Below are 12855 nucleotides of genomic sequence, written 5' to 3' on the forward strand. Positions count from 1 at the left end.
CCCCAGCAGTATGTTATCAAACCAATGAGCTGTCCCGCCCATGTTCAGATATTTAATCAAGGCATCAAAAGCTATCGTGATTTACCCATTCGTTACTCCGAATTTGGTGCCTGCCATCGCAATGAGCCGTCAGGTACTTTGCATGCTTTAATGCGGTTGCGCGGTTTTGTTCAAGATGATGGGCATATTTTTTGTACGGAGGCGCAGATCCGAGGCGAGGTGTTGGCTTTTATCGATCAGTTGCACCAAGTCTATGTCGATTTCGGCTTTAATGAAGTTATTCATAAATTATCTACCCGGCCCGAAAAGCGAGTTGGGAGTGATGAAGTATGGACTAAAGCGGAGCAAGCTTTGGCAAAAGCATTGGAGGAAAAGGGTGTGAATTGGGAGATCTTGCCAGGGGAAGGGGCTTTTTATGGACCGAAAGTTGAATTTTCTTTGCGGGATTGCTTAGGGCGAGTGTGGCAATGCGGCACCGTACAAGTCGATTTTTCGATGCCGGAACGATTGGGAGCATATTACATTGACGAAGATGGCTCCAAAAGAACTCCTGTAATGGTCCATCGCGCTATATTGGGCTCATTTGAGCGCTTTTTAGGGATTTTATTAGAAGAGTATGCCGGTAAACTGCCCCTCTGGTTAGCTCCTGTTCAAGTGGTAGTCATGAATATTACCGATCGGCAAGCCGATTATGTCAAGGAAATCGTAGAAAATCTCCAAAATTTAGGTATTAGGGCCACATCGGACTTGAGAAATGAGAAGATCGGCTTTAAAATCCGCGAACATACTATTGCGCGTTTACCTTATCAGGTTATCATTGGTGACCGCGAAGTCGCCGATAAAACCCTCGCAGTACGCGCAGTGGAACGTGATGAAAAGCCGACTGGTCTTACGTTGGAAAAGTTTGTTCGCCAATTGCAGGCAGAAATTGATCAACATAGCAGAAAGTCGCCAGTAGAATTAACTATTTGAGGAGATAATATATCAGATTGAAACGAACACGCGTCAATAAGCAAATCCGTCTTCCGGAAGTGCGATTGATTGACGAGAAGGGCGAACAAATGGGGATCGTGAAAATTGATCGGGCTTTAACCCTCGCTGAAGAAGCAGGATTGGATTTAGTTGAAGTTTCTCCAACGGCTAAACCGCCCGTTTGCCGTATTATGAATTTTGGTAAGTATCAGTTTGAGCAAAGCAAACGAAAAGCAGCTCAAAAGAAAAAACAACGGTTAATTCACCTTAAAGAAGTGAAATTCCGTCCCGCAACGGATGTGGGGGATTACCAGGTTAAGTTGCGTAAAATTGCAGCTTTTTTAGAACGTGGGGATAAGGTAAAAGTGAGTTTACGTTTTAGAGGACGAGAAATGCAACATCGGGAGTTAGGATTGGAGCTGCTAAATCGCGTCAAGCGCGATTTAAGAAGTATTGTTATCGAACAAGAGCCGAAGCTGGAAGGTCGCCAAATGACAATGGTGGTTATGAAAGGCAAAGGTGAGAGTAATAAAACGAAGAGTGAGTGATGCCGAAATTAAAGACTAATCGTGGAGCTACGAAACGGTTTAAAACAACAGGTCAAGTTGCTATTAAGCGAGCTACGGCCAATCATAATCATATTTTGACGAAAAAGTCGCAAAAACGGAAACGCCGGTTGCGAAAGTTGCATCAAGTCGCTAAAAGCGACGTTAAGGGAATTGAGGAAATGCTGAGAGTTTGAGTTGCTTTTAAGAATTTTTATACTGGAGATATAACATGCCAAGAGTAAAACGAGGCGTTATCGCAAAGGCCCGTCATAAAAAAATATTGAGTAAAGCAAAAGGCTATTATGGTGCGCGCAGTCGGATCTATCGTGTGGCGAAACAAGCCGTAATTAAAGCGGCCCAGTACGCTTATCGTGATCGCAAACAGCGAAAGCGTCAATTTCGTGCTTTATGGATTGTTCGTATTAATGCGGCTGCACGAGAGCACGGACTCTCCTATAGTCGCCTGATAAATGGCTTAAATAAAGCGGCGATTCTTATGGATCGCAAAATATTAGCGGATTTAGCTGTTAAGGATAAAGTTACCTTTGGAAAATTAGCTGAGAAAGCCAAGCATGCATTAAGTGAATGATGATGCGCAACCATGCAGGCTCAATTAAAATCTTTATTACAAGCCGCTAAAAAATTCATTGATGAAGCGACCGATGAGCCGACGTTGGAGAAAATTCGTGTTAATTATCTCGGCAAAAAGGGGGAAGTGACCCAATTGCTCAAATCATTAGGGGAACTTTCCCCCGAAGAGCGCCCTCAATTCGGAAAGTCGATTAATGAAGTTAAGCATGAAATTCAGACTTCACTCACTGAGAAATCTACACAGCTGCGGGAAAAAGCCCTTCATAAAAAATTAACACAAGAAAAAATTGACGTTACTCTCCGTGGTCGTTATACCAGCCTTGGTACGATCCATCCCATTGCTCGAGTTTCTGAACGAGTAACTCAATTGTTTATTTCGTTAGGTTTTCAGATTGTCGAGGGTCCAGAAATTGAAGATGAGTATCATAATTTTGAGGCATTAAATATTCCCTCAAGTCATCCTGCTCGGACAATGGTAGATACCTTTTATTTTTCAGACAATCAGTTATTACGAACCCATACTTCCAATGTGAAAATACGTGAAATGAAAAAACACGGCGCACCAATTCGACTAATTGCATTAGGGCGAGTATATCGACGCGATTTTGATCCCACCCACACCCCCATGTTCCATCAAGTAGAGGGCCTTGTAGTAGATAAACAATGTACTTTTGCGGACCTAAAAGGCTTATTACAGCAATTTTTAAATTGTTTTTTTGAAACCGAATTTCGTTTGCGTTTTCGTCCTTCTTATTTCCCTTTCACCGAACCTTCGGCCGAAGTTGATATCTATCAACCGGCTACCGACAGCTGGTTAGAAGTCTTGGGTTGCGGTATGGTTCATCCCAATGTCTTACGTAACGTGAACATTGACCCTGATGAATATAATGGTTTTGCTTTTGGTATTGGTTTGGATCGATTAGCTATGTTGCTTTATAGCGTACCCGATTTGCGTCTCTTTTTCGAAAATGACTTATGCTTTTTGAGGCAATTTTAATTCATGAAATTAAGTGAAATTTGGCTTCGTGAATGGGTAAATCCCTTAGTTAACACGGAGCACTTAGCAGAACAACTTACTTTATTTGGCTTAGAGGTCGACTCTGTCAATTCTGTTGCTCACTCCTTTGAAAAGGTGGTGGTAGGAGAAGTGTTATCGGTAGAAAAACATCCCGATGTAGATCGACTGTCCTTTTGCCGAGTTAATGTGGGGGGAAGCGAGGCCTTAGAAATTGTCTGTGGAGCAGTAAATGTTCGCGCTGGCTTGAAGGTCCCTGTTGCTCTAATTGGTGGCCAAGTGGGCGAGCTGAAAATTAAAAAAACCAAATTGCGAGGTGTGGTTTCCCATGGAATGATATGCTCAGAACGTGAGCTGGGCTTATCGGAGGATCAAAACGGATTCATCATGGAGCTTCCTTCCGATATTGCTGTCGGTAAAGATTTACACGATTGTTTGCAATTAAAGGATTCTATTTTTGATATTAATCTAACTCCTAATCGAGGTGATTGTGCTAGCGTGCGAGGAATTGCCAATGAAGTGGGCGCCATTAATCGGCTTTCTGTGAAAGCACCTAAAGTAGCCCCATAACACCCGTCATCGATGCTATTTTTCCTATTGGGATACAAGCCAAAGAAGCTTGTCCGTATTATGTAGGTCGGATTATTCGCGATATTGATAGTGATGCCCAAACTCCGTTTTGGATGCGAGAACGATTACGCCGTAGTGGATTGCGCTCTATCCATCCTGTTGTAGATGTCCTGAATTATGTAATGTTGGAATGGGGTCAACCTATGCATGCATTCGATTTCGATCAATTGTTTGGTGAGATTCGTGTGCGCTATGCAAGTTTGATGAAAAAATTACTTTGATCGATGGAAGCGAAGTTACTTTGAATAATCGCACTTTGGTTATTGCAGATGAAAACCAAGTACACGCTATTGCAGGTATTATGGGGGGCGCTAATTCGGCCGTTAACGAAAAAACAAAAAATATCTTTTTGGAAAGTGCTTATTTTACGCCAAGTAATATTGCGTTAACGGCACGACATTACGGTTTAAATACAGATTCTTCGTATCGATTTGAGCGAGGTGTGGATTTCCAACTGCAAAAACTTGCAATGGAGCGTGCAACGGAATTGTTATTGACCATTACGGGTGGAAAACCAGGTTCTATTGAAGATCAACGCATTGAAGAAACTTTTCCCTCGATTAAAAAAGTTGGTTTACGTCGTGAACGAATTAAGCACCTCTTGGGAGTGGAAATTGCTGATAAAGAGATTCACCAGATCTTAGGTTTTTTAGGGATGACCCTTCAGCCAGAAATAAATGGCTGGCACGTAATTGTGCCGAGTTATCGTTTTGATATTACCCAAGAAGTCGATTTAATTGAAGAAGTAGCGCGATTGCACAGCTATGAACGAATTCCTCAAACTATTATGAAACGTAAAATGGTTTTGTCACCCGTGGCGGAGACACAAGTAAGCTTGGCTCGGATCCGGCGTTTAATGGTTGACCGTGGGTATAACGAGGCCATGAATTATAGTTTTGTGGATGATAAATTGCAGAATAAGCTTAATCCCAATTTAGAATCCCTTGCTCTTTCTAACCCAATTACGAACGATATGAACGTCATGCGCAATAGTTTATGGCCTGGGCTTGTTACTGCAGCGAAATACAATCAATCTCGTCAAATTGAACGCGTGAGACTTTTTGAAATTGGCAGATGTTTTATCCATCAAAAAAGAAAATGGCAGCAGATAACTAAAATTGCTGGTTTGATTGTAGGGAATGCCAGTAACTTGCAATGGGGAGAAAAAAAACGGCCAGTCGATTTTTATGACATGAAAGGAGACGTCAGCACGCTACTCTCCCTTACCCACGCTGAAAAGGATTTCGATTTTATACGAGCAGAGCACCCTGCCTTGCACCCGGACGATCCGCCGCTCTCTACTTTAAAGAAGCTTGTATCGGCTATTTGGGCGCCTTGCATCCTGTGCTGGTGCGAGAGTTAGGCTTTGGGAGCATTCCTTACCTGTTTGAGGCAGAACTTGAAGCCCTTACAAAGACAAGGTTATCTCACTATCAATCCGTCTCTAAATTTCCTACGGTTCGTCGTGATCTTGCCGTTGTAGTGGATCGAGACGTTGAAGCTTCGCGAATTGAAGAAGAAATTGCTCAAAATGCTGGACATTTATTGATCATGAGCGAAATTTTTGATATATATGAAGGCGGTGAACATATTGAATTTGGGGGAAAAAGTGTCGCTTTGGGGTTGACCTTTCAAAACCCATTACGCACTCTAATAGACGAAGAGATCAAACAGGTCATTGAACGTATAATCGCTGCTCTTGAGCGTAAGTTCAATGTCAAATTGAGAGGGCATAGCTGATGGCACTCACAAAAGCTGACTTGGCAGAACATTTATTTAATGTGGTAGGCTTGAATAAGCGAGAGGCAAAAGAGTTAGTTGAATTATTTTTTGAGGATATCCGCCTTTCGTTAGAAAGGGGAGAACCGGTGAAATTGTCAGGATTTGGTAATTTTAATCTGCGTGACAAAAAGCAACGTCCCGGACGCAATCCTAAAACCAGCGAAGAAATTCCTATTACGGAGCGGCGTGTTGTGACATTCCGTGCTGGCCACAAACTCAAATCCAGGGTGGAGAAAAATGTCAAATCAGAAGAAAGGGAATCCTAAACCGGAAAGCGAATTACCCCCTATTCCCCAAAAGTTATATTTTACAATTGGTGAAGTTGGCAAACTCTGTGAGTTACGTACTCACGTTTTGCGTTATTGGGAGCAAGAATTTTCTCCGCTGTCGCCTTTAAAACGACGAGGTAACCGTCGTTACTATCAATTGAAAGACGTTTTGCTGGTGCGAAAAATCCGCCGTTTACTTTATGAAGAAGGTTATACCATTGAAGGAGCTAAACAGAAGCTTTCTGAAGATACTTCGCATGATAAAAGAGAATATAAAGCCTACGAAACTATCCGTCGTGCTATTTCAGAACTGGAAAGGATTGCAGCTGGTTTAGAAATGGATTGAGATGTAGATCCATTAGCGTCTCTTCGCTTAGCCAATGGCGCTAATCACTCCTAAATCCACTTCATCGCGGTGTCCTTGCCATACCCTGAAACGCAATAAGTTTGATTTACGTTTGAAATTTGTGTTTTTGTTAAAATTTTCAAGGTAATTTATGGAACGTCCTCAGTTTATTCAACAGATCAGTGATTCTTCTTAAAGTAAATTTGGCAGTCGCTATTTTAGGTCTTCGGCAATGTGGAAAGACGACGACAGAGAAATTAGGACTTAATTATCGAAGGAAACTCGCTAGTTGCTAAAGACTAGTTGCTAAAGAGAAGAAGCATAACCGTCATCAATGTTCCTCATAATGCCATTGTAAATTGAATAAGTGGTCTTATAATATTAAGATTTGATTCGGGGCGTAGCGCAGCCTGGTAGCGCACTTGCATGGGGTGCAAGGGGTCGCAGGTTCAAATCCTGCCGTCCCGATTTCTAAATAAGTTAAATCTTTCTCAATTGTAGGGCATTTTATCACGAACATAATACTCTAACCCGTAAACGATAATTTTTAAAGTTTCGAAAGCCATAAACGCACCGCTGAATCAATTTCATTTTGCGATGAAAGGCCTTTAATTATAGCTATTATTTTAGTGAAACGCCACATATGAAACCACTTCTTTCCGCCATTGATGCAAGGTTTTTCCTAATGAAGGTGTTAATTACTCTAACTTCGATTAAAGTGCCCCTTTTCGGGTAGAGTCTGTTTAGATCTAGGATCCGTTTTAGTACGTTAAGCGATTGTAGTGGGATAAGCACATCGATTTCAGACAGGATAATGTCATTATTTCTTTAATAGCGGATATTGTTAAAATAGCGGATATTGTTAAAGTGGCTAAGCCATACAAAGTTCCGTTGGATGTAGAAACATCAAAAGTTATTCGATTATGGTACGAACAAACGAAGGTTGTGCATAAAGGAAGGGTATGGGTTTTTCCGGAAAAATCCAGGCGAGCATATCACCAATGTGAAGAAATCCTGGAATAATTTGAAAAAGAGCGCAGCCATGGAAAGTTTTACCTGGCATGATCAACGACACGATTTCGTGTTACAGCACGTGATGAGTGGTACTGATTTGTATACGGTGATAGAATCGTTGGGGGGGGGTATTTTGATCTTAAGACCACAAAAATAAAGTATATCTATCTGACGATGGAACATAACATATTGATTGCCCATCAGTTAGCCAAGCGGTGTAGCGGGGAATGCTTAAAGAAAAAAAGATTAACTCGTGGGTTCATCGATTTCATGCTATAATCTTCATGCTATAATCTTAATTAATAAGGATGGGTAAGATGATGTTACGTCAACTAGCCACGACAAAAATGTCTTCTCGAGGGCAAATAGTGATCGCAGAAGAAATACGAGAACAATTAGGTCTTGAAACAGGAACAAAATTTGTGGTTTTATTGCTGAGAATGATACCGTCGTGCTTAAAACGATAACTCCGCCTTTAAAAAAAGAACTCAAGGCCTTGTTATCAAAAGTTAGAAAATAAGTTAAAAAAATCGGGTATTGAACAAAGAGCGAAGTAGAAAAAATAATTAAGGTCGAAAGAACCAAGTCCAAAAAGCTAAAAACGTGGAATAGCTTTCTTGAAGGTGGTTGTAGATATCAATGTATTAATTTCTGGAATGGGTGGCTAGCGCACCGCAAAACATAATTTACGCCCGGATAGAGGATAAATTCACTGTTGTCGCCACACCAAAAATTGTAGAGGATATAAGGAGAATGTCTGCCATTTTTTCTAAAAAATATGCTCATTTCGAATTTGAGCCTATTGTTAATAAACTTTTATTTACAGTAAAATTGTTTGAACCAGTAAAGCTTATGGAAGGAATTAGCTGTGATTTAGATGACAGATAAATTTATAGTCTGTGCGCTAAGTGCAGAAGCGAAAGTTATTATCAGTGGAGATTCTGATCTTTCGTAGCTATCGGCCTATCAGGGAATTTCAGTGTTAAAACCTAAATCTTTTTTTTCGATCGAGTTGGAGATAAATAATTAAATACAAATTGCTAGCATTGGTTATCAGTAGTCTTATTAATAACCAATGCTACGTTAGCTAAACGAAGAAAAAAGTACTGTGTCAAGCATTGGTTCAGTATATAAGTCATTCTTTAATCCCCACAATACCAGCTACAAAACCTATGGAAAACGATTAGAACAAGTATGTGTAAAAGAGCCGATATTGACCATCGTCACGGTCTTCGCCACCACTCTGCACAGATGCACTTATAAGGTGTCCCGACAAAAGAAGAATAAATGCTCAACAACGAGTGATTGATCGTGCCGCTTGCTTACAGCTAAGCTTGGATTTATGCCATTTCCATATTTTAGCATCGTACAAGTTTATGTAAAATAAGTTTTTTAATATTTTATTTAGATTTTATTTAAGAAAGATTTTATTTAGAAAGAAATCGATAAGGCAAGAGATATCGTGGCGTTGGTTCAAATTAACAATCGGGTCTATCGATTAGCGCTAGGCCAGCGGTGGTGATTACAAACGAAAAAATTCAACACCCAACCATTGGGCACGGGTTTCGATTTAAAGATCCTTAGTTTATGATAGACTCATTTTTTTTAAAATCAAAAACGAATTGAAGCATTTAATAAGGAATATTTTTTATCAAAAGTATCTAAATTGCTAAATTAAAAATTTTTTTAGTCAATATATTCTGATGGGGTGATGGAATAAAAACTTCGCTATTATCAAGCTGTGAAATTTTGATCACTGGACATTCCGGTAGGTGCTGAACAAATCTTCAAATTTCGACTGTTCTAGATGTTTCTTTTATTATTTGTTTGCAAAAGATAATATTAAAAAAAGAGGGAATGCTATCAATAGAGTAAAAAAAATATACATGTGCATATTATTCCCTTATAAGTATAAATAATACAAAATAAATAATACAAAAATGTCTACGACTAAAATTTCATTCCCTTATTTGGAACAGCAAGGTATTATCTAATTTCTGCTCCCGCATAGGTTTGGTAATCGTTTCGCAAAGCCTTCCTTTTATGTTTCCACAATGTATAAGATATTGACAGGACTTCAGGTCTAGAAAAAAAGATACGCAATAAAAAGGCAGTAGTGAGATATTAAATTTTCACGCATCTGATAAGAAAATTCTCCACGAGGGAAATCAGCTCCAGCGATAAATGCTAAAAAAATAGTATAAATTTTAATATAATCTGTAACCAAGAGCATTAACATCACAATGCTTAGAACAATAGCTAAAATAGAAATAGTAAAATCTTTTTCTTGCTCTATGGGACGAACTAATTTTGATAATAATCTTTTGCCAATAGAAATCATAAAAATGACATAAATAATTGCGCCAATAATAGGGATAATAGCTATAATTACGATTTGATCATTGTTTCTGACAATAGACAGAATAACGGTGAGCAAACACCAAGTGATTGCATCAATTTCTGCTCCAGAAGTAATAGTTAATGTTCCCAATTTTGTTTGAGCTATGCCGCTTTCATAAAGAATTCTGGCTAACATAGGAAAAGCAGTAATGGAGAATGCAGTACCTAAATATAACATAGCAGGAAGTAGAAGAATGCGATCTTGAAAAAGATAATTGAGGTCATGAATAAAGGGAGTATAACCAGTTCTTAAAATAAGGGGAAACAATGAGCTCATTAAAAAGAGAGTGCAAGCTTTATTTAGATTTTTTTAATAGCGCTCATATTTTTAATTCTAGACCAATAAAAAATATGTAAAGAATTACCCTAATATCGCTGAAAAAATTCTTAATTTGATTTCCCAGAGGTATTTAATTCGCTACGGAAAACTGGATTGTAGTGAAAATAAACGATTTTTTCTAAACCCCAAACGTAACCGATACTATTTTTTCAAAAATAGAAAAGCATAAAAAAGATTATTTTAAAATAGATTGTCATACAGATTTTTTAGAAATTAAAATTAAAAATAAAATGCAGCTTAAGTTATTGGAAGAGTTATTAGAAGTAGTAAATTGTTGTCGTTTTTCTTCTCAAATTCTAAAGGTGATATTCTCTAAAGAAGATAAGCATTATCTGAACGAAAGAAAAAATAAACTAAATTTATCAACTGAATCTAGAGCTTCTCACCTTGTGGTTGATTAAGGAGCTGCTCCCCTACTTATTATTAGAAGTAGACCACATATTCATCGACGAGGTTGTCAATTTCCTATTTTGGATACTCGCCGAATGAAAAGTAAAGAAAAGCTAAATGAGGAGCATGAAAAAAACAGTTTATGAAATTATCGATTTTGGTTTTTGGAAATGGGATTCTGAAGATTTATCCGAAATCGATGTACACTTGGTTATTAATTCTTGGAATTATCTCCCTTATTGGGTCTTTATCTTTGTCCTCCCCTTTTTAAAAATATAGAATCGAGTGTTGCAGGTCGCTATTACGTTAAAATTATTGAGGGAAAATTTGATCCAAGATTAATTTGAGAATTGGTGCTACTCAAGCATGGAATATACACTTAGAAAATGGCGAGATCATTAGATTTTTAATATTTGATCGAACCTTCAACTACAGTTCTAAGCTTAAAGAATACTCTACCAAAAAAACGAGAACTAATCTCGCTGAAAAAAATCTGGAGAAAATTGCCACATAGCTTATGCAATATAGTCACAGTTTAAAAAGAATTCTCTGGAATTTCGATAAAGCAATTAGGATGATCTGTAGAATGAGTAAATCAAGCTTGATAAATCAATTTTGATAGAGACCTTTCCAATGAAGAGAAATATTAAAGCCCTGTTTTTAAATATAGGGGATTACGATTTATTAAAAAGTTTAAATATGGTTGATGCTTTATATAATTTGAGAGCTCAATATCTTGAAGAAGTAGCTATTTATACGAATTTTTCCGAGATAATTAAATCTTCGGGGAAATGAAAGTTAACGTTAATTTTTTTCTGTCAAAGGGCCTTTCATTTTTGAGGGACAAGTGGATCTTTTAAAAAATTAGCATCGTTTAGGAATTAGGGTCGTTAATCTTATTGATGGTTAAGGCATTGAAGGCTTTCAAAAAAATGTAAAACTCTTGTTTAAAGAAAAGATGAAGGAGATTCAGAAACATGCTTGGCAAATTAGGACTAGTATCGAAAAAATATTTATCTCCTTCAAATAGGACTACGTTATATAAACGTGGAAAAGGTTTATCGAAATTTAATAGAGAAGCCTTAAAAATAATGGAAAAATTAAATATTGTGTGTGATCTTTTTCATGCTAATGACGCTTTATTTTAGCAGACAATCGAAGAACTTTCTGTAAAAGTTTGTACTACCTACAGAAATTGCGAAAAATTTTGTGGGTACAGTTGAAATCTCACTGACGATGTGATGAAGGTCCTAGAAAAACGTAGAGGGGTGCTAGGGCTTTGTTTTTATAGTCCTTATGTCAGTGAACGAAATTCTATTTTAGAAGATTTTATTCAACATATTCTTCATGCAATCAATGTGATGAGTGATGAGCATTTTGGGATTCGAGGTGATTATGATAGTGTTCCGCCTGATTCTCAGATCGTTATTAAAAATCTTTTTATAATTCAAAAACTTTGGAAATGTTTCAATAAACAAGAAATCAATAGAGCTACCCTTATAAAAAATTGCCTACCAAAATTTTTTAAGTTATTAGAATGATTTAATTAAAAATTAGATAATAATTTCAAATATTGAATTTAATGAGAGAAAAAAGTAGAGAGCCTAGTCTAGAAGATAAAATGATTTTTTTATTTCAGACTACTTTTTAACGCCGAATTTATGTTTAATTAATTCTAAATGTTTTTCAACAGTTTGGCACGAGATATTGCATTCTTGAGCTATTTTTTTATGGGTCTTTCCAAGAAATAATTCCTTTAGATAAATTTTTTTGTTAAGAAAACTTTGTTATAAAGATAATCTAAATAATATCGGTTAGTTTTAAATTCGCTAGATGGAAAAGAAAAATTGTAAGATTTTGTTATATTAGAAGTTAATTTAATATTGTCATTACTTAGTTGAGCTTTTTGAGTTATAGCTTTTTCTTGTTTTTTTTTAAATAGTAATTAAATTCAATTGATTTCTCAGAAGTGTTAAACAACTTTTTTTCGCAATATGCGCTTCTTTTATCGAAAGAAAATAAAATACTTCAGAAAAATTTTTAATGGAAAAGAAATAAGATAAATAAATGCTGCTACGAATCCCATATTCTCTCATTTTTAAAGTTTCGTCGGGATTTTCATTTCTTAAGAAGTAATCCAATGAAATAATAGAAAAGTTAGCATTAAAATGAAAAGTGTTTTCAAAATTTTTCTTATAATGATTGCAAGAATTATAGAGATAATGTAGCCATGGGAGATTCCTGCCTATGAGAGTTGTACGTTGCTGAAATTTAAAGGTGGAATAAAGAATAAAAAAAGAATTAATTTCAGTAGTCCCTCAATACTTGCCCGATTTAATTCGCTCTAATTGATCATGACAAGATAAATCTAAGTATTTTTCAATCGATTTTGGGTGTTTTCTTGCATGGTTAAATGGACTCTAAAAAGATTTTACTTAACTAATTTAGCATAAGTCAGTTAAAATTTAAATAGGCAATTATCAATTTAGAGAGTTTTAAAATTGATTAATGTCTGTGAATCGTTCGAATATTCATTTTGATCTGGAATATTCATTTTG

Annotated in this window: 14 protein-coding genes, 1 tRNA gene and 4 pseudogenes; 16 read left to right on the forward strand and 3 right to left on the reverse strand. The window is 37.0% G+C overall.

Annotated elements, in window-relative coordinates; all coding sequences use genetic code 11:
- The 11 genes and pseudogenes from thrS to B1F79_RS02560 form a co-directional block, all read left to right on the forward strand.
- Positions 1-972: threonine--tRNA ligase (gene thrS / locus B1F79_RS02510; RefSeq protein WP_251365866.1), on the forward strand; the 972-nt coding region annotated here is incomplete at its 5' end.
- Positions 973-989: 17 nt separating this feature from the next.
- The gene (gene infC / locus B1F79_RS02515) at positions 990-1520 is read left to right on the forward strand and encodes a translation initiation factor IF-3 (RefSeq protein ID WP_251365867.1); all 531 of its coding nucleotides are present in this window, start codon (positions 990-992) and stop codon (positions 1518-1520) included.
- On the forward strand, positions 1520-1714 hold the full coding sequence (rpmI, locus tag B1F79_RS02520; RefSeq protein ID WP_048875117.1) for a 50S ribosomal protein L35: 195 nt from the start codon (positions 1520-1522) through the stop codon (positions 1712-1714). The genes infC and rpmI overlap by 1 nt, the downstream gene beginning before the upstream one ends.
- A gap of 35 nt (positions 1715-1749) precedes the next feature.
- Positions 1750-2109 carry a 50S ribosomal protein L20 gene (gene rplT, locus B1F79_RS02525; protein ID WP_251365868.1) on the forward strand — a complete coding sequence of 120 codons (360 nt, stop codon included), beginning with the start codon at positions 1750-1752 and terminating at the stop codon, positions 2107-2109.
- 12 nt (positions 2110-2121) lie between these two features.
- Complete coding sequence (gene pheS, locus B1F79_RS02530) at positions 2122-3108, forward strand: phenylalanine--tRNA ligase subunit alpha (RefSeq protein ID WP_251365869.1); 987 nt, start codon at positions 2122-2124, stop codon at positions 3106-3108.
- A gap of 3 nt (positions 3109-3111) precedes the next feature.
- Positions 3112-3696, forward strand: coding sequence for a YtpR family tRNA-binding protein (gene ytpR, locus B1F79_RS02535; protein WP_251365870.1), 585 nt, complete (start codon positions 3112-3114; stop codon positions 3694-3696).
- Positions 3697-3779: 83 nt separating this feature from the next.
- Positions 3780-3977: a phenylalanine--tRNA ligase beta subunit-related protein gene (locus B1F79_RS06835; RefSeq protein ID WP_372443113.1), complete on the forward strand. Its 198-nt coding sequence runs from the start codon at positions 3780-3782 to the stop codon at positions 3975-3977.
- A gap of 41 nt (positions 3978-4018) precedes the next feature.
- Positions 4019-5496 (forward strand): annotated as a pseudogene (locus tag B1F79_RS06840) (phenylalanine--tRNA ligase subunit beta-related protein); the annotation flags it as partial.
- Positions 5496-5804, forward strand: a complete 309-nt coding sequence (locus tag B1F79_RS02550) for an integration host factor subunit alpha (RefSeq protein WP_048875120.1) — start codon at positions 5496-5498, stop codon at positions 5802-5804. The pseudogene B1F79_RS06840 and the gene B1F79_RS02550, both read left to right, overlap by 1 nt.
- Entirely contained in the window at positions 5776-6153 is a 378-nt protein-coding gene (locus tag B1F79_RS02555; RefSeq protein WP_251365871.1) for a MerR family transcriptional regulator, read from the forward strand. The genes B1F79_RS02550 and B1F79_RS02555 overlap by 29 nt, the downstream gene beginning before the upstream one ends.
- A 394-nt stretch (positions 6154-6547) precedes the next feature.
- Positions 6548-6621 (forward strand) — tRNA-Pro (locus B1F79_RS02560).
- A gap of 42 nt (positions 6622-6663) precedes the next feature.
- Here B1F79_RS02560 and B1F79_RS02565 read toward each other — a convergent pair.
- Positions 6664-6842, reverse strand: a pseudogene (locus B1F79_RS02565) (transposase); the annotation flags it as partial.
- 353 nt (positions 6843-7195) lie between these two features.
- Here B1F79_RS02565 and B1F79_RS06310 point away from each other — a divergent pair.
- Complete coding sequence (locus tag B1F79_RS06310; RefSeq protein ID WP_285896367.1) at positions 7196-7324, forward strand: hypothetical protein; 129 nt, start codon at positions 7196-7198, stop codon at positions 7322-7324.
- A 160-nt stretch (positions 7325-7484) separates the two neighbouring features.
- On the forward strand, positions 7485-7634 hold the full coding sequence (locus B1F79_RS02570; RefSeq protein WP_251365872.1) for an AbrB/MazE/SpoVT family DNA-binding domain-containing protein: 150 nt from the start codon (positions 7485-7487) through the stop codon (positions 7632-7634).
- Between the two features lie 1616 nt (positions 7635-9250).
- On the opposite strand, the pseudogene B1F79_RS02575 reads toward B1F79_RS02570, so the two are convergent.
- Positions 9251-9862: pseudogene (locus B1F79_RS02575) on the reverse strand (cation:proton antiporter domain-containing protein); the annotation flags it as partial.
- Between the two features lie 1068 nt (positions 9863-10930).
- Between B1F79_RS02575 and B1F79_RS02580 the strand changes: the two are divergent.
- The 3 genes and pseudogenes from B1F79_RS02580 to B1F79_RS02590 all read left to right on the forward strand — a co-directional run.
- Positions 10931-11092, forward strand: coding sequence for a hypothetical protein (locus tag B1F79_RS02580; RefSeq protein WP_251365874.1), 162 nt, complete (start codon positions 10931-10933; stop codon positions 11090-11092).
- 182 nt (positions 11093-11274) lie between these two features.
- On the forward strand, positions 11275-11445 hold the full coding sequence (locus B1F79_RS02585) for a hypothetical protein (RefSeq protein WP_251365875.1): 171 nt from the start codon (positions 11275-11277) through the stop codon (positions 11443-11445).
- 87 nt (positions 11446-11532) lie between these two features.
- A pseudogene (locus tag B1F79_RS02590) lies at positions 11533-11838 on the forward strand (membrane dipeptidase); the annotation flags it as partial.
- Positions 11839-11937: 99 nt separating this feature from the next.
- On the opposite strand, the gene B1F79_RS06845 reads toward B1F79_RS02590, so the two are convergent.
- Positions 11938-12063, reverse strand: coding sequence for a helix-turn-helix transcriptional regulator (locus B1F79_RS06845; protein WP_372443114.1), 126 nt, complete (start codon positions 12061-12063; stop codon positions 11938-11940).
- Between the last annotated feature and the right edge of the window lie 792 nt (positions 12064-12855).

The organism is Coxiella-like endosymbiont of Rhipicephalus sanguineus (genome assembly GCF_018687865.1).